12 protein-coding genes are annotated in these 16,813 nt (G+C 70.4%); 4 read left to right on the plus strand and 8 right to left on the minus strand.

Features of this window, described 5'->3' with window-relative positions:
• Positions 1-80: 80 nt before the first annotated feature.
• Positions 81-1,076: a Gfo/Idh/MocA family oxidoreductase gene (locus tag VGS97_RS28605; RefSeq protein ID WP_326856795.1), complete on the minus strand. Its 996-nt coding sequence runs from the start codon at positions 1,074-1,076 to the stop codon at positions 81-83.
• Between the two features lie 177 nt (positions 1,077-1,253).
• Here VGS97_RS28605 and VGS97_RS28610 point away from each other — a divergent pair, with 177 nt between their 5' ends.
• The gene (locus VGS97_RS28610; protein WP_326856796.1) at positions 1,254-2,702 is read left to right on the plus strand and encodes an NDP-hexose 2,3-dehydratase family protein; all 1,449 of its coding nucleotides are present in this window, start codon (positions 1,254-1,256) and stop codon (positions 2,700-2,702) included.
• A gap of 49 nt (positions 2,703-2,751) precedes the next feature.
• On the opposite strand, the gene VGS97_RS28615 is transcribed toward VGS97_RS28610, so the two are convergent.
• Positions 2,752-3,702 carry a ribokinase gene (locus tag VGS97_RS28615; protein ID WP_326856797.1) on the minus strand — a complete coding sequence of 317 codons (951 nt, stop codon included), beginning with the start codon at positions 3,700-3,702 and terminating at the stop codon, positions 2,752-2,754.
• 466 nt (positions 3,703-4,168) lie between these two features.
• Here VGS97_RS28615 and VGS97_RS28620 point away from each other — a divergent pair, with 466 nt between their 5' ends.
• The gene (locus tag VGS97_RS28620) at positions 4,169-5,206 is read left to right on the plus strand and encodes an RICIN domain-containing protein (RefSeq protein WP_326856799.1); all 1,038 of its coding nucleotides are present in this window, start codon (positions 4,169-4,171) and stop codon (positions 5,204-5,206) included.
• A 68-nt stretch (positions 5,207-5,274) separates the two neighbouring features.
• Here the strand turns inward: VGS97_RS28620 and VGS97_RS28625 are convergent, their stop codons facing one another.
• Together VGS97_RS28625 and VGS97_RS28630 are read right to left on the minus strand one after the other, a co-directional pair.
• On the minus strand, positions 5,275-8,649 hold the full coding sequence (locus VGS97_RS28625; RefSeq protein WP_326856800.1) for a BTAD domain-containing putative transcriptional regulator: 3,375 nt from the start codon (positions 8,647-8,649) through the stop codon (positions 5,275-5,277).
• A 184-nt stretch (positions 8,650-8,833) separates the two neighbouring features.
• Entirely contained in the window at positions 8,834-9,829 is a 996-nt protein-coding gene (locus VGS97_RS28630) for a YihY/virulence factor BrkB family protein (protein ID WP_326856801.1), read from the minus strand.
• Between the two features lie 314 nt (positions 9,830-10,143).
• On the opposite strand from VGS97_RS28630, the gene VGS97_RS28635 reads away from it, so the two are divergent.
• Together VGS97_RS28635 and VGS97_RS28640 are read left to right on the plus strand one after the other, a co-directional pair.
• Positions 10,144-11,427: a glycosyltransferase gene (locus VGS97_RS28635; RefSeq protein ID WP_326856802.1), complete on the plus strand. Its 1,284-nt coding sequence runs from the start codon at positions 10,144-10,146 to the stop codon at positions 11,425-11,427.
• 103 nt (positions 11,428-11,530) lie between these two features.
• Positions 11,531-12,277, plus strand: a complete 747-nt coding sequence (locus tag VGS97_RS28640; RefSeq protein ID WP_326856803.1) for a DUF427 domain-containing protein — start codon at positions 11,531-11,533, stop codon at positions 12,275-12,277.
• A gap of 172 nt (positions 12,278-12,449) precedes the next feature.
• Here the strand turns inward: VGS97_RS28640 and VGS97_RS28645 are convergent, their stop codons facing one another.
• The 4 genes from VGS97_RS28645 to VGS97_RS28660 all read right to left on the minus strand — a co-directional run.
• On the minus strand, positions 12,450-15,725 hold the full coding sequence (locus VGS97_RS28645; protein WP_326856804.1) for a sacsin N-terminal ATP-binding-like domain-containing protein: 3,276 nt from the start codon (positions 15,723-15,725) through the stop codon (positions 12,450-12,452).
• A gap of 331 nt (positions 15,726-16,056) precedes the next feature.
• Positions 16,057-16,233, minus strand: coding sequence for a hypothetical protein (locus VGS97_RS28650; protein ID WP_326856805.1), 177 nt, complete (start codon positions 16,231-16,233; stop codon positions 16,057-16,059).
• A 73-nt stretch (positions 16,234-16,306) separates the two neighbouring features.
• Entirely contained in the window at positions 16,307-16,564 is a 258-nt protein-coding gene (locus tag VGS97_RS28655; RefSeq protein WP_326856806.1) for a hypothetical protein, read from the minus strand.
• Between the two features lie 3 nt (positions 16,565-16,567).
• Positions 16,568-16,813 (minus strand): hypothetical protein (locus tag VGS97_RS28660; RefSeq protein ID WP_326856807.1); only part of this gene is annotated, 246 nt, incomplete at its 5' end.

The raw sequence follows: 16,813 nt of genomic DNA on the forward strand, positions 1-16,813 counted from the left end.
CCAGCCGAATCAACCGGGCGTGCCTCGGCCGGGTCCACCTGGCCGAGGCACGCGCGCCGTTCCCCGGCTCGATGCCGGATTCAGGACGACTCGACGCGCACGGCCAGCCGCCGGACCTCGTCCACCAGCTCCGCCGTGCGGATGGTCTGGGCGCCGTAATCCGCCTCATCCGGGTGCCGGGCGTCCCGCCCCTCGCTCACCGCCTGCGCGAAGGAGCGGATCGTGTTCTCGATCTGGTTGTCGGTCGGCAGCACCCGCTCCTCGACGTGGTCCTGCTCCTCGATGCGCAGCACCGGCGACCAGGTGGCGGGCGGGGTGAACGCGCGGTCGAGGGTCAGCCGCCCGGTGCTGCCCCAGACCGAATAGCGGGATCCGTAGGAGTGCTGGAAGCCGAACTGCGCGTCGATCAGGACGCCGTCGCCGGAGACCAGCAGCGCCTGCCCGGCCACGTCGACGCCGCGCGCCGGATCGATTCTCAGGGTGCTGCCGGTCACGCGCAGATCCGCGCCGAACAGCAGCTGCGCGACCCTGATCGGGTAGACACCGGCGTCGAGCAGTGCGCCCCCGCCGAGCTGCGGCACGTACCGGATGTCGCTGGCGGGCATCCCCGGGAAGCAGAACGCCGCGCTGAGCGTGCGCACGGTGCCCAGCCGGCCGGCGGCCAGCAGTTCGCGCACCGTCCGGTGCTGGCCGTGGTGCAGGAAGTTGAAGTTCTCCCGCAGCACCAAGCCGCGCGCGCCTGCCTCGTCCACCAGTCGCCGCGCCTCGTCGGCGCTGGTCGCGGCCGGCTTCTCCAGCAGCAGGTGCTTGCCCGCGCGCAGCACCTCAAGGCCCCACGGCAGGTGCAGCGACGGCGGCACCGGCACGTACACCGCGTCGACGTCGTCGCGCCGCAGCAGTTCCTCGTAGGTGCTCGCGTCGCAGCCGAACCGCTGCGCCGCCTGCTTGGCCTTCTCGGGATCGCGGCTGGCCACCGCAGCCAGCGAGGTCTGCGGGCAGGCCAGGATCGCCGGGATGGTCCGCCGCAGCGCGATGGACGCGCAGCCCAGAACGCCGATCCGCACCGTCTCGCTCATAGGGCCCCCTACGTCATCGACGATTCGAGCACTGATGTCAGGCAGCATAACCAGACACGCCGCGGTTGCCTCGGCGCCTGGTCAAGGCAGGCAACATCGAAGAACAGTACATGCCGGGCACTGTTCTAACCTGAGATCCGCTCCGGGTAAGTTTCTGGTCTACGGGGAGACGGCACTATGTACCAGACGCTACCGTCCCTGCTTGACACCAATGCCGACAAAGGCGACACCGCGCGCAGATTCACCGAATCCGCCGCGTCGGACGGGGCGTTCCCGGACGACGAGGACTGCGTCGCCTGGCTCGACGAGCACCGCGCGGCCAACGGTTACCGCGTCGAGCAGGTCCCGCTCGACAAGCTGGACGGCTGGTACTTCGCCTCCGACACCGGGAACCTGGCGCACCGCAGCGGCCGCTTCTTCACCATCGAGGGCCTGCGCGTCCAGCTCAGCCCCGGCCGGGTGCCCAGCTGGCACCAGCCGATCATCGTCCAGCGCGAGATCGGCATCCTGGGCATCCTGGTCAAGGAGTTCGACGGGGTGCTGCACTGCCTGATGCAGGCGAAGATGGAGCCGGGCAACAGCAACCTGGTCCAGCTCTCGCCGACCGTCCAGGCCACCCGCAGCAACTACATGCGGGTCCACCAGGGCAATTCGACCCCTTACCTCGAACACTTCATCGCGCCGCGCCGCAGCCGGGTGCTGGTCGACACGCTCCAGTCCGAGCAGGCCGGCTGGTTCCTGCACAAGCGCAACCGCAACATCGTGGTGGAGACCGACGAGGACGTCGCGCTGCAACCGGGATTCCGCTGGCTGACGCTCAAGCAGATCCACGAGCTGCTGCGCGTCGACGACGTCGTCAACATGGACGCGCGCACCGTGCTGTCGCTCATGCCGTTCGCCCCGCCGACCGGCACGGCGCGGCCGGGCGCCGTACCCGACGACGGATTCCGCGACGCGCTGGCGCGCTCGCTCGACCCGGACGCGACCACGCTGCACTCGATGACCGACGTGGTCAGCTGGCTGACCGAGAACAAGGCGACGTACCAGCTGACGCAGCGTCTCGTCCCGCTGCTGGACACCTCCGACTGGTACCGCACCGACGGCCGGATCGCCCACAAGAACGACGAGTTCTTCAGCATCGTCGGAGTGGACGTGCGGGCTGCCGACCGCGAGGTCAGCGGCTGGATGCAGCCGCTGCTCCAGCCGGCCGCCCCGGGCCTGCTCACCTTCCTGGCCCGCCGGGTCGACGGCGTGCTGCACCTGCTGCTCCAGGCCCGGCCGGCGGCCGGCGCGCTGGACATCATCGAGGGCGCCCCGACCGTGCACTGCACGCCGCACACCTACCGGAACCTGTCCCCGGAGAACCGGCCGCGCTACCTGGACTACGTGGCCGCCGCGAAGCCGCACCGCGTCCGCTACGACGTGCGGCTCTCGGAGGAGGGCGGCCGGTTCCTGCACGCGGACAACCGGTACCAGATCATCGAGGTCGGCGACGAGATCCCGTTGCAGCAGCCGTCGGACTTCCTTTGGCTCAGCGCGCACCAGCTGATGACGCTTCAGCGCTTCGGCAACTTCCTCAACGTCGAGGCGCGCAGCCTGCTGGCCTGCCTGCACACCCTGTGGTGATGCCGGAAGCCGCGATGATGCCGGCTGCGGTGACGTTGGCAGAGGCGGCTCACTCGCCCGGCCGGGATCCCCGCGACAGTTCCCGGCCGAACTCGGGGTAGCTCTCGGCGGCACCGACGACGGTGACGCTCAGGCTCGCGGCGGCGACCGCGAGCCTGAGCGCGTCGGCGAGCGGCGAACCGGCGGCCAACTGCGCCGCCAGCACGCCGACGAGCGCGTCACCCGCCCCGGTCGTGTCGCAGACTTCGTCAACGGGAAGCGCGGGCACGTGCAGCGTGCCCTCACCGGTGATCAGCACGGCGCCGGCCGCCCCGACGGTGACCACCACCGACCGTGCCAGCGCACGGAAACGGGAGCCCGCGGCCAGCACGGCGCTCACCGAGGAGAGGGACTCCAGGGATTCTCCGAGCAGTTGCCCCGCCTCGACCTCGTTGACCACGAGCGGATCCGCAAAGCCGAGCTGCGCGCCGAGCTCGATCCGCGGCGCGAGATTGACCACCACGCGCACTCCCGCCTCACTGGCCAGCCGCACCGCGGCGCCGGTGGCGGGCGCGGGCAGCTCACCCTGCACGACCAGGACGTCCGACGCCGCGATCCACTCTCCCGCGGCTTCGGCGTCCGCCGCGCTGACCATGTGATTCGCTCCGGGGACGACGACGATCCGGCTCTCCCCGTCATCGGACACGAAGACGAGGGCCAGGCCCGAGGCAACGTCTTGCACCGTGCGCACGTGCGCCACGTCCACACCCGCGCAGCGAAGCGCTCGAACCAGCCTCTCCCCATCGGCACCGGCGCCGACCGCGCCGACGAACAGCGCCTCGGCGCCCGCGCGGACCGCCGCGACCGCCTGGTTCGCGCCCTTGCCGCCGAGCGCCCACTTGGCGGACCTCATCAGCACCGTCTCGCCCGCGCCGGGCATGTCGCCGCCACGAACGAGCAGATCGAGGTTCACGCTGCCGAACACCGTCACGCGTCCGGCACGCCGCGCAGGCTCCGCCACCTTCGCCCTTCCGCTCGGAGCAGTCTGATCGAGCCGGAGCTTAACGGCTCTTCGAACGTGGCCGGGACTTCATGCGCCGCTGTAGGCTCGCCCGCCACTGCGCACCCGGCCAACCGCACGCCACGGCCCCAGCCACCTTCAAGATCGAGCATAACGATTACGCCCTGCCCGGATATCCTGCTGTGTTGCTTCCCGCCGTGTTGATTCCACGCCGAGTTGCCTTTCCGCCGCACTGCCCCCGTGCTGCTTTCATACCGACCGCACCGGCTCCCGTACGTCTTCCCGTACTGCGCGCCGCCGCCGCGCCGCCACCGCCCCGACCTGGCCCGACAGCGCCAGTACCAGCCGGTTGATACGAGTCCGCGCGCCGGGGCGCCACCGGCCGCCCGGCGCACCTTATCTGAATCCTGATATCAAAGCGCACCGCACCCGCCTGCGGCGCGACCAGGAATCAGGAGGCGGACTCATGAACATGATCGGACTGCCCAAGGACTCTGCCACAGTCGGCTCCGCGGATCACGGACGCGGGGCGCGTGCCCGCCGCGGCGCGTCGCTCGCGCTCGCGGGCGGGATGCTCGCCGCCGCGGTGGTGGCCGCCACAGGCTCCGCGTGGGCCTCTGCCACGCCGGGCGCCTCACCCACCGCCACGCAGCGGATGGCCTCGCTGAACCCCGGCACCGGCGTGTCGCCGAACGCCATCACCGCGGCCGACATCTCGATCTGCACGAAGGTCGCGGCGAAGGCCGGATTCTCGTTCAATCGCACGGTGGGCACCGTGCTGGGCCAGGAGCCGCAGATCGTGGTCGCGGTCTCCATCGCGATGGCCGAGTCCAGCTGCAACCCGAGCGCCACCAACATCAACACCAACGGTTCCGAGGACCGGGGCCTGTGGCAGATCAACAACGCCGCCTGGCCGAACGTGTCGGACGCCTGCGCGTTCCAGGTCCAGTGCAACGCCGACGCGGCCTGGAACATCTCCAACCACGGCACGAACTGGGGGCCGTGGTCCACCTTCAACAACGGCGCCTGGGAGAACTACGTCGGCAGCGCCAGGTCCGCGCTCTCCAGCTTCACCTTCCAGCTCAAGGACCAGGGCTCGAACACCTGTCTGGACGCCGACGGCACCAACATCGGCAACGGCGGCAAGATCTTCCAATGGACCTGCAACGCCGGCGACAACTTCCAGCAGTGGACGGTCGAGTACAACGTCGGCAGCCTGCCGATCCTGCGCAACGTGGGCTCGGGCACCTGCCTGGACGCCGACGGTTCGAGCAAGGGCAACGGCTCGCCGATCTTCCAGTGGGCGTGCAACCACAGCGACGGCAGCCAGGAGTGGTGGTTCAACGGCAGCGGCAAGCTGAACACCAACGGCAACGCCGAGGCCGGGCTACAGAACAACAACGACGGCACCTGCCTGGACGCCGACGGCACCAACATCGGCAACGGCGGCAAGATCTTCCAGTGGACCTGCAACGGTTCGGACAGCTTCCAGCTGTGGAACTGAGCACTGTGAAACTGACCGCTGTAGCACCGACCGCTGTGGCACCGACCGCCCCGTAACACGCACACGGGTCACGGCTCTTCGAAACGAGCAGGATCTCGAAGAGCCGTGGTCCGCGTCGCCGCCGCAGCGGCGGTCAGCTTCGCTCGCACACGGTCGGCGTCGGAATGGTCGAGTCCCGACAGGATCGACAGCGCCCGGCGCCACGCGTCGCGGGCGGCGGCCTGCGCTCCGGCCATCTCGCGACTGTCGCCGATGCGTTCGAGCGTGGCGGCCAGGTCGTGGCGCGCGCCGAGTTGCTCGTAGAGCTCTGCCGCGTGTTCGTAGCAGTCCAGCGCTTCCCGCGTGTGGCCGAGGTGATGATGCACGTATCCGAGGCTGTCCCAGGTGTCGGCCAACGCCTGGCTGTCGCCGAGGCCGAGGTGCAGATCCAGCGCACGGCGGCAGTAGTCCAGCGCGGCGTGGAAACGTCCGGTCTTCGTGCAGTACCAGCCGGCCGCGTTGAGCGCGTACGCAGGCCCGACCGGATCACCGGCCTGCTGATACAGGCCGTAGGCGAGCAGGGCGTGGTCGAGGGCGACGGCGAAGCGGTCCGTGCGGTCATGGACGCGGGCGATTTCCAGATGCGCGTCGGCCTGGCCGCTGCGGTCACCCGCCTGGCGGTATATCTCAAGTGCCGCGAGGAGGCGGTCGAGCGCTTCACCGTACGACTGGAGCCGCAACGCGACCCGGCCGAGATTGCGCAGGGCGTCGGCCTGGGCGGGCAGGTCCGCGGTGCGCCGGGCGGCGGCCAGCGCGGTCTGCTGGCACCAGGCCCACGCGCGGTAGTGACCCAGTCGGTTCTGAAAGGTGGTCAGCGTCCACGGGATCTGCCACGCGTGCCGGTCGAAGCCGGCTTCGGCGGCGTGCGCGATCACCGAGAGCACCGTCTTGTGCTCGGCCTCGAACCAGGCGGTCGCCTCGTCGTACGAGGCCAGTTCCCCCGGCACGACACCGGGCAGCGCCGGGGGCAGACCCAGCGGGGCGCGGACCGGATTGGCCAGCATCGCCGCGGCGCGTCCGGTGTGCAGATAGTGGTCGAGCACCCTGCCGATCGCCTCGCGCCGGTCGGTCTCGGCATCACAGGCCTCAGCTTCTTCACGCGCGTACGCGCGCACCAGATCGTGCATCGAGTACCGATCCAGCGCGTGTTCCTCGACCAGGTGCGTGCGCACCAGTTCGCCGAGCAGCCCGCGCGCCTGGCGCAGCGGCACTCCGGCGAGACTGGCCGCCGCGCGGGCCGAAACGTCCGCGCAGGGGTGCTCGCCGAGCAGCCGGAACATGCGTGCCTGCGCCGCGGTGAGCTTGCGATACGACCAGGACAACGCCGCGCGCGGATTGGTCGTCTCGTCGTCGGTGCTCAGCGCGTCCAGCCGACTCGACGCAGTGCGCAACTCGGCGACGAGCGCCGTGAGCGAGGACCTGGCGTGTACGGCGGCGCGGTTGGCCACGATGCTCAGCGCGAGCGGAAGGCCCGCGCACAGCTCGATCAGCGCGTCGGCCGCCTCGGGCTCGGCGGCCACACGCTCGGGTCCGAGCAGCCGTGCGAGCAGGTCGCGCGCCTCCCAGCTCTTGAGGTAGCCGAGCGACAGCGCTTTCGCCCCCTCGCCGACGACGAGGCCGGTCAGCCTGCGGCGGCTGGTGACCACCACCGCGCATCCGGAGTTCCCGGGCAACAGCGGACGCACCTGCTCGGCGCTCGCCGCGTTGTCCAGCACGATCAGCACCCGCCGGTCCGCGAGCAGGCTGCGGTAGAGCGCGGCCTGGGTCTCCGGATCCGGCGCGATGCGCTCCGGCGGCACCGCGAACGCGTCGAGAAACCGGCGTATCACGTCGGCGGACGCAGCCTCGCTCTCGGCCGCGGGGTCGAAGCCGCGCAGGTCGGCGTACAGTTGGCCGTCCGGGAAGCGATCAGCGACCTGATGCGCCCAGGCCACCGCGAGCGACGTCTTCCCGACTCCCGCAGTACCATCCACCATCGCGATCGCGACCGTGCCACGTTGCGGTCCGTCCCCGGCCTGATCGAGCGCATCCGTCAGAGCCTTGAGTTCTTCCGCACGGCCGCAGAAGTGGCGGAAGGCGCTCGGCAACTGCCGAGGCACGACGCGCACTGTCGTCGAGGGCTGCGGCACGATCGCAGCCTGCTCAGACTTCGCGCGCTCCCCCGCCGTCGGGAGCTGCCCCGCCGCTGACGCGTGCACCGTCACCGGGCGCGCAGTGTCAGCGACCGACTTCAGTGCCGCTTGCGGGACGAGCAGCGGGATCCGCTCGACCAGCTCGACGGCCGCCGCGTGGTCAGGCCGGGCCAGCGGCACCTCCTGTCGCAGCACCCGCAGGTGCACGTCGGACAGCTCCGCGCCGGGCCGGATGCCAAGCTGCTCGTCGAGGCGCCGCCGGATGCCGTCGAACACCACAAGAGCACCGGCCTGCCGCCCGCTTCCGGCCAGCGCGAGCATCAGCCGGGCGTGCACGGTCTCGTCGAGTGGGTCGAATGCCGCCAACTGCTCCAGGTGCGGCAGGACCTGCCGATGCTCACCCGCACGGAACGCCGCGTGCGCGTAATCGCACACGACCGCCGCGCGCGTGCGGCTGAGCGCGACGATCCGCGGATGGCTGCGCCCGCCCGGCCAGTCCGTGAGTGGCTCGCCACGCCACAGTGCCATGGCTTTCTCGTACGACAGGCTCGCGGCCGCAGCGTCACCGCGCGCCTCGGCGCCGCGCGCGTCGGCGACGAGCCGCCGGAAGGCCAGCAAGTCCAGTTCGTCCTGCGCCAGCCGCAGCGTGTAATGAGTGTCGGCCGACTCCAGCACGCCACCATCCGCCTTGGCGCCGCGCGGCTCCAGCACACGACGCAGAGCGCTGACGTAGTCCCGTGTCAGGCTCGCCGCGGTGGCGGGCGGATCGCTGCCCCACACCGCGTCGATCAGCTCGTCCCGGTGCACCGGCGTGTTCGCTGTCAGCGCCAGCAGCCCGAGGATCGTGCGCGCTCTGCGCTCGCGCAACCGAACCGGCACCCCGTCGCGCCACAGACGCAGCGGTCCCAGAACCTCTATCCAGCGACCGCGAGAAAGCGCGCGTCGCTCCTCAGCCACCGAAGGAACCGAAGCCGAGCCATCGTGACCACCAACCTCCTCGGTCACGCCGGCGAACCGGTGGCGCTGCACCACGTTCACGAGTTGCCGCGCCTCGTCGTCGTCCAGCCCAAGCGCACCGGCGAGTTTGATCAGCGACACTGGCCGCGGCAGGCGCGTACGCCCCTGCTCCGCGTCCCGCACAGTGCCCAGGCTCACGCCCGCGCGGTCGGCGAGTTCTCGTTGTGTGAGACCGGCTTCACGGCGGAAGTCGCGAAGCAGAGCCGCCAGTCGCGGCCCTGCGCCATGCCCCGCTGCGGCCTCGTCGTAGTGCATTCCGGGTCGATATCGTACCCACCGCCCGTAATCTCCGGTACCATCCCTGGCGAATCAGGGAACGCATATTCCGGTCAACCGGCGGGCCCCGCACCACGCCCGGATGGGCCTCGCACCGCCGATGACGTGGCTACTGGTGAGCACTTCTGTAGTGCCCATGGACGTTGTCGACGGTCGTGCGGCTTCACCGGCGTGACTTCACCTCCGGCATGCCCCCGTCGCTGCCGGGCTCCGGCTCGACTGCCACCGGCAAGCGGCGATCCGCTGCGCGGTATTCGGCGTAGGCCAGCCTGTCCTCCTCGGTCAGTGGCGGCGGGAACAGGCTGCGCGGCCACAGTCGCCGCGTCCGCACCACGTCCGCCTCGACCGCGTAGAGCGTGAGCTGTGCCTGGAGGTACAGCCATGCGAGCAGTCCGAGGACGAGCCCGAAGGTTCCGTAGAGCGACGAGGCGTGCCGCAGCGTGTGGGTGACGAAGAACACGCCGAGGGTTTGCAGCGCCTGCCAGAGGATCGCCGCGAGGATCGCGCCGTTGCGCAGGTCACGGCCCCGCACCAGGGACGCGGTGGCCAGACGCAGCCCCAGCCAGAAAAGTCCGACGTTCACTGCCAGCGATAACGCGATCGCCGCAGCACTGCCGGCCAGACCGCCGAGCACCCTGCCGCCCCAAGTGCCGAACCCGGACAGCACGGTCGTGGCCAGCACGCCGACGCCGAGGGTGCCCAGCAGCCCGAAGCCGCGCAGCCAGGAGAACGGGAAGCCGGGGCGCAGGTGCCGCGGCACCTCCCAGACGCTGTTCATCGCGTTCTGGATCGCACTGGTCACGCCGCGCGCGCCGAGCACGGTGCCGATCACGCCGACCACGAGGCCGATGCCGGTGCGATTGAGCGAGTGCACGTTCGCACGCAGTTGCTCCCCGATCACCGGGAAATCGGTCAACGCCGAGTTGAGCACCTTCTGCTGTAGCGACGGATTGTCGCGCAGCACGATCCCCAGCGCCGTGACCAGTAACAGCAGCAGCGGGAAGATTGACATGAACGCGTAGTAGGCGATGAGCGCCGCAAGGCTGCCCGCCTGGTCGTCGCCGAACTTCTTCCACACGGCGATCGGAAACGCGAGCAAGCGGTGCCGCTGCTGGAACGCGTCGATCGCGTGCAGAACCCCCTGCGGAGACACGCCCATGTGGCGCGGATGCCCGGAATGCCGCCGCCCAAACAGACATGCATCATCACACTATTTCGAAATTGATAAATGTGTTTGTGCCATGACGTCATCGTAATAACTCAATTCGCCGCAAAATCACCGCCACCTGGACCAAGGTGTTTTCACTGCCCCTCGGTCTGCATCAGCACGAGGGGTCCTGAATGACACCTGGCCCGATATGACACCGCGCCCGACAGGGCACTGGGCACGCATCCGATCCAGGCTTCGTAGACTTGCGCCGCAGGGTTCACACACGTCCACCATCCGACGTCTGAGATCGGGGTCACGGGAAGATGCGGATCGCGTCGATAGCCTTCGGTTCGCGCGGCGACGTACAGCCGGCGCTCGCGCTGGGGATGGGGTTGCAAGACCGGGGGCACCAGGTCCGGATGGTCGTCGGCGCGGACTTCCCCGAGGAGGCGCGCAAGTGCGGGCTGGAGGCCAGCGCCGCGACCGTGGACTTCCAGGAGATGCTCTCGTCCGAGTTGGGCCGCAAGATGTTCGACGCCGGCAACGGGGCGACCCTGCTGACGTTCATACGGACCATGAAACGCATCTTCGAGCTGAACGGCCCGGCGCTGATGGACGGGGTGTACCGGGCGTGCACCGAGTTCGGCGCCGAGGCGGTGATCGGCAGCTACACCTCGGATTTCTACGCGATGGCGGTCGCCGAGAAGCTGGGGATCCCGTATATCAGCACCACGCTGCAACCGGCCCCGCTCGCCACGCGCAGCGGTTCGGCCGCACTCAGCACGCTGATGCCGCACCGGGAGAGCCTGGTCAACCTCGCGTTCCACAAGGCGATGGTCGAGCCCTTCGTCTGGCGGATCATGAAGGACCCGGTCAACCGGTTCCGCCGCGACGTGCTCGGTCTGCCGGCCCGGCGCAACCGCGACGTCCAGCAGGCGATGCGGCGCACGCCGATCCTGAACGGCTACAGCCGGCACCTCGTGCCCCAGCCGGCCGACTGGCCCGCCACGGTGCACACCACCGGCTTCTGGCTGCTGGAGAGCGATCTGGGCTTTGCCGCGCCGAGCGAGCTGCTGAAGTTCCTCGACGACGGCGAGCCGCCGGTGTTCATCAGCTTCGGCAGCACGACGACGCAGGACTCTGCCGCGCTGACCCGGCTGCTGGTCGACGCCGTGGCCATCAGCGGCCGGCGCGCGATCATCCAGTCCGGCTGGGCGAACCTCGGCGACACCGACCTGCCGGACCACATCCACCGGCTGACGAGCTATGTGCCGTACCGGGAGCTGTTCGGCCATGTCGCCGCCGTCGTGCACCACAGCGGCGCGGGCACCACATCCTGGGTGCTGCACGCCGGGGTGCCCTCGGTCGCCATCCCGCATGCGGGCGACCAGCCGTTCTGGGCGGCCCGAGCCGCCGCGCTCGGCGCCGGGCCGCGCCCGGTCCCCGCGGGCAAGCTGACCGCGGACAACCTCGCGCAGGCCATCCGCCGCGCCACCGGCGACTCGTCCATGCGTGAGCGCGCCGCCGAGCTCGGCGTGAAGATCCGCGCCGAGGACGGTATCGGCACCGCGGTCGAGCTGATCGAGAAGTACCTGAGCCAGATGTGAGCGCCGGGCCTCCGGTCGGCGGAATCGGTGGAATTCCTGGCGCGATCGGTGGCTTAGGGATATGTGACGACTGTTATCAACGAGACGGAGAGAGGAAACGCGCATGAGCGAGGCGACTAGAGGACGGGTCCGCGTCGAGGAAGGCCGCAAGCGGGTACGGACGTACTTCGAAGGGCGGCTGGTGGCCGACACGCTGCGACCGCACCTGGTGTGGGAATCACCGTATTACCCGACGTACTACTTCCCGGCCGAGGACGTGAAGGCGCAGCTCGTGCCGACGGGGAAGACCGAGCACTCCCCCAGCCGCGGCGACGCCGAGGTCCTCGACGTGGTGGTCGACGGCAAGACCGCCGAGTCCGCGGCGCGCCGTATCCCCGAGTCGCCGCTGGAGGTGTTGCAGGGGCTGGTGCGCGTCGACTTCGACGCGATGAGCGAGTGGTTCGAGGAGGACGAGCCGATCTACGTCCACCCGCGCGACCCGCACACCCGCATCGACATCCTGACCAGCTCGCGGCACATCCGGGTGGAGATCGACGGGGTCACGGTGGCGGACAGCCACCAGCCGCGCATCCTCTTCGAGACCGGTCTGCGCCCGCGCTACTACCTGCCGCTGACCGACGTCCGGATGGACCTGCTGCGGCCCTCGGAGACGCAGACCCACTGTCCGTACAAGGGCACTGCGAGCTACTACTCGGTGGACACCGGCACGGCGGTGCACGAGGACGTCGTCTGGTACTACCGCACGCCGCTGGCCGAGTCGCAGAAGATCGCGGGGCTCGCGGCGTTCTGGAACGAGAAGCTGGACATCTACGTGGACGGCGTGCTCGAAGACCGGAAGAAGGGTCTCTGACCGCCGCGGTCCCGCGCTGAAACACCGCGCCGGAACCCCGCGTTGGAACAAGCCCGTCTCGGGACCGGCTCAGTACATTGAGCCGGGCCCGAGACGTCGATCCCTGCGCTATTCGAAGTCTGTGCTACCCGATCCCCGTGCTAATCGAGGTCTGTGTCATTCGAAATCTGCGCTATTCGAAGTAGGTCTCGGCCGCCAGTTCGTCGGCGCGTTCCGGCTCGGCCAGCAGGGCGGCGATCAGGTGGCGACGGTCCCAGCGGCCGCAGGCCCAGGCCAGCGCGCGGGCCAAACCGTCGAAGGTGGAGGCGTGCACCTCGCCGTCCACGACACGCCAGTCCGTCTCGAAGTCGTCGTCGAGCACCAGTTCCTCGTGCTCGACGTACGTGTCCGGGGCCTGCGGTACGAGGCGCAGCACCACGTCCGGAACCGGCTGGGGCTCGCCCTCGGACGTCACACGACCGGTGAACAGCTCTGATACGAGGCTGAGGTCGAGCAGGTCGGCGAGGCGCTCGGCGTTGCGCGGCGGAACCGGCAGGTAGGGGCGGTCACCGAGCAGCGGGAGCAGGTCGGGCGCGTCGATGACCGCCACGTCCACGGCGTCGGCGACGACGGGGCGTCCGCCGATCAGTGCCCTGATCGCGCTCGGCGGGTCCACGCGGTCGTCCGCCACGCCGGCGAGCGCGTTGTAGAGCTCGGCGAGCTGCGTCGCGTCGACCTCCCGCGCCGGATCGGCCAGGCGCTCCAGCAGCTCGTCGGGTCCCCCCGGCGCCTCCAGCAGCTCGCCAAGACCGCTGCGCACGCCGAGGCCCGCCACGAAGTCGGGGTCGAGGCGCAGTGCGTCAGGCATCTGCTTCTCGTCCGGTTCCGCCGCGCCGTCAGTGTCCTGTGATCCGGTGCCGATCGGGTCGTACAGGCCGGTCAGCAGGCCTGCGCCGGTGGCCAGATCGATCGGCCTGCGGCCGTCCAGCACCGGGCGGCGGCTGAGCCACCAGGACGTGTACGAGGGCAGACGCAGCGTTCCGCCGTCACCTGTCATTACCTTGATCGGCTCGGTGACGGCGCGCCGCAACGCGGGTCCGGCCAGCAGGTCGAGGGCTGCGGACCAGCGGTGCTCGGCGACCAGCTCCAGGTCGCGAACGGCGATCAGCTCGGTGGCGACCGGCGGGGTGTCGCGCGCCGCGGGCGGAAGCAGATCACGTAGATCGTCGAGCCAGTCCTCGAAGCCGTCGAGGTCGAACAGTTCCGCGTCCGCGCCGTCGGGGTCGAGCAGCACATCGGCAACGCGCACGAGCGTGAAGGTGTCCAGTACGCCGACAGCGCGCAGCGTCTCGACGCCCCAGCGGCGCACCCATTCGGCGTCGACCCGCCCGAAGGCGTCCGGCTCGACGATCTGCGCCAGCGGGGACGAGGGCAGCAGCAGTTCACGCGCGGGTGTGTACGTGCCCTGCTCGTCCGGGAGCAGCAGTGCGTCCAGGCCGAAACGCTCCTGCGGGCGTGGCCCGGCGGCGCGCACGAGCGTGAGCACGGCCTCGGCCACCGCGCTCGGGTGCGCCTGCGCCTCCGGGTCGGCCTGCGGCAGGTCGTCGCGTGAGGCGGCGATGGCGGCGTGCACGGCCGGGTCGGCGAGGATCGCGCGCGGCTGGGCCGGGCGCGCGCCGAGCCGTTCCAGTAGTCCATGCCCTCCCGCGCTGAGCGCGGCCGGGTGCACGACGCGCAGGCCGAGCGGGCGCAGCGCGTCGAACCCCCTTTTGTCGAGCGCCGTGTCGCCGAAGCCCGAATCGCCGAGCGCCGCGTCCGGCAGCAGGGTTCCCGGCGCGCCGCGCACGACGCGGCCGTCGGCGAGCGGGATCGGCAGCGCGATCAGGGCTTCACGCGCGCCGGGGTCGTAGCCGGCCACCCCGTCGAGCGCCGCGTAGAGCCGGCCCCACCAGGCGGGTTCACGACGCAACGCGGCCACCATCTCGACCAGGTCGGCCAATTCGAGCCTGCGCACGCGCAACGCGCCGAGCGCGACGGTGTCGCGTTCCCAGCCTGCGGGCAGCAGGCCGGGGATGACGTCGGCGAGCGCGGCGACCAGCGCATCGTCGCAGGGCACGATGACTGTCGCGTCTTGAGGGCGCAGCGGGTCGCGGCTGCCGTCCGCCGCCGGCAGGAACGGGGTTTCGGGCAGCAGGCGCCCGATGCGTTCGCGCAACGCCGCGTCCAGCGCGCCATCCGCGATCGGGCCGGGTACCAGTCGCAGCAGTTCCGGGACGCGCCGCGGCCATTGCGCCGACAGCTGCGCGTACGCGGCGGCGGCCTGCTCGATCAGGAAGTCGGCCAGATCGCCTGCGGCGACGTGACGCCGCGTCGGGTCGAGCGGGAACGAGCCGATCAGCAGCGCGGGCAGGCCGAGCCGTTCGTCGGTCGGCGTCGGAGCGTGCACCACGGGCACGGTCTGCGGGCGCAGCGGTTCGGCGTCGTCGCCGATGGGCACCGCCCAGGTCACCGCCCAGTAGGGGCGGGCGCGCTCCTCGACGGGGCGCCCGGCCAGCAGCAGCGGGTCGAGCGCGCCGTGCGCGCGGGCCAGCCGCCAGGTGGTGGTGCGCGAGCCGTCGGTGATGATCCACTCGTGCTCGGCACCGCGCCGCGAAGTCAGGGTGCGAGTCGTGGTGGCGTCCGCCTCGCCGGTGTTGATCTGCGCAGAGCTGATTTGCGCAGTGTTGATCTGCACAGTGTTGATCTGCACAGTGATCTCGGCGAGCTGCGGCAGGGCGAGCAACAGCGCGTCGTCGATCTCGGTGAGCAGTCGGCGCACGAGCTGTTCGGCTGCGCTGTCGCGCAACGGCAGAACCACGGCGGTGTCATAACCCTGCGGCGGTCGGCCCTCGGTGGGGAACGGCAGGCGCAGCGCGGGGACACGGCCCTCGCGGCGGTGCAGTTCGATGCCGAGTTCCGGGCTGCGCACGGCCACGTCGGCTATCGCCGCGCGGGCGTCGGCGGTGGAGAAGCGCACGGAGCCGTGCTGGGAGAGCACGGCGGGTTCGTCGCTGACCGCGAGCACCGCGGCGAACCCGACGCCGAACCTGCCGACCGGCCCACCGGCGGTCGGGACGTCCTCGCGGGCCGGGTCGTCGGACGGGTCCCACTCGTCGCGCTTGGACGAGGCGCGCAGCGTGGACAGCCCGATCACGCCCGCGGCGTCCAGCGGGCTGCCGGTGTTCGCCACGGTCAGGGTGACGCCTTCGTCGGCGGAGACGCCGAGGGCCAGGTGCAGCCGCCCGGGCCGCCCGGCGCGGGTCGCCGCGTCCGCGGCGTTCTGGGCCAGCTCGATCACGACGCGGTCCCGGTAGGCACCGAGAACCAGGTCCTCTTCGAGGTTCGCGTCCTCGCGGAAGCGCACCGGCGCGGCCGCCCAGGAGTCGAGCACCCGGCTGCGGATCGCGGCGGTGTCGAACCGGTCGTTCACGGCCGTCTCCCCCTTCGCTGCTCTGCTGTCTGACTTGTGTCCGCCCTGCTGATCTGCACTGCGCCCCGACAGGTTACCGGTCGCCGGGCGTCCGTTCGGCGCAGCGCATGGAAGCGTACGCACGTTTGAGCCGCGGTCCACGGGTACACGCTCATTCGGCCCTCCGAAGGCGAGTACTTCACGACTCCCCCCGGCACGCTCTCCCAGCACCGCCACCGCTTCACTCACCCGATCGGCGCCACGGCCGCCAGGCACGCGCCCCACGTCGCGCCAACGCCGGACGCCGGTCGGGTCACTCGTTCGGGCGTAATCCGGCACCGGCCATTGACAGTCATTCAAACTGGCGTTCTGTACTCAGTACATGCAATGGTCGCAGCAGCTGGTTGGCAAGCCCGGCGCGGACCGCGACGAAAACGGCCAGCAGGGTCTGTTCGAACGCAGCGCCACGGTACGCACGTTCGACACGCTGAGTGGAGTGCGTACCGTTCGATCCGGCGACGGTGCGCATCGTGCCACGCGAGGGCATGGAGTAGTGGTCGCGGCACACAATGCGCCGCGGCGAACGTGACCGGTCTATGAGCTCAGTCAGCCCACTGCACCCGCGTGACCCACACTTCGCGCGGCCCGTCCAGGATCAGGTACGACACCTGGCCCTCACCGTGCGGCCCGAACAGGACGTTCGGCATGTTCGGTTCACCCGGAGACTTCCCGGCGATACCCCACGGATCCAACTCGACCGCAGTCATCAACTCCTGGAACGCCAACAACGCCTCAACCGGGAGAGTGTCAAGCAGTGCCGCGGCTTCCTCGTCGTCGGCCACGAAACCCCACGTGTACATCGGTCAGCCGATGATGCCACGCCGGGCCAGTGCCTCGGCCAGCTGCTCCCGTCCGCGCGGCGGGCCGGGCGGTTCGGCCCCACCCCGGTTCACCCGCACCACCAGCCACCAGTGCTCCAGCACCTTGCGCAGCGGCGCCGGGTCGCCTTGCTCCAGGCTCGCCCGGTACGCCTCATCCACCTCGCGGTCGATCATTGTGAGCGTTTCGGGCGTGGAGAACTCCGCGAGCGCCGCGAGCACCTCTGCGGG

It is taken from the genome of Actinocrinis sp. (assembly GCF_035946395.1).
Lineage (GTDB): Bacteria > Actinomycetota > Actinomycetes > Streptomycetales > Catenulisporaceae > Actinocrinis.

What these genes read in the sequence shown, in the direction of transcription:
- VGS97_RS28605 (WP_326856795.1), bottom strand. Translation starts at nt 1,076, where the DNA reads ATGAGCGAGACGGTGCGGATCGGCGTTCTGGGCTGCGCGTCCATCGCG.
- VGS97_RS28610 (WP_326856796.1), top strand. Translation starts at nt 1,254, where the DNA reads ATGTACCAGACGCTACCGTCCCTGCTTGACACCAATGCCGACAAAGGC.
- VGS97_RS28620 (WP_326856799.1), top strand. Translation starts at nt 4,169, where the DNA reads ATGAACATGATCGGACTGCCCAAGGACTCTGCCACAGTCGGCTCCGCG.
- VGS97_RS28625 (WP_326856800.1), bottom strand. Translation starts at nt 8,649, where the DNA reads ATGCACTACGACGAGGCCGCAGCGGGGCATGGCGCAGGGCCGCGACTG.
- VGS97_RS28630 (WP_326856801.1), bottom strand. Translation starts at nt 9,829, where the DNA reads ATGGGCGTGTCTCCGCAGGGGGTTCTGCACGCGATCGACGCGTTCCAG.
- VGS97_RS28635 (WP_326856802.1), top strand. Translation starts at nt 10,144, where the DNA reads ATGCGGATCGCGTCGATAGCCTTCGGTTCGCGCGGCGACGTACAGCCG.
- VGS97_RS28640 (WP_326856803.1), top strand. Translation starts at nt 11,531, where the DNA reads ATGAGCGAGGCGACTAGAGGACGGGTCCGCGTCGAGGAAGGCCGCAAG.
- VGS97_RS28650 (WP_326856805.1), bottom strand. Translation starts at nt 16,233, where the DNA reads ATGCGCACCGTCGCCGGATCGAACGGTACGCACTCCACTCAGCGTGTC.
- VGS97_RS28655 (WP_326856806.1), bottom strand. Translation starts at nt 16,564, where the DNA reads ATGTACACGTGGGGTTTCGTGGCCGACGACGAGGAAGCCGCGGCACTG.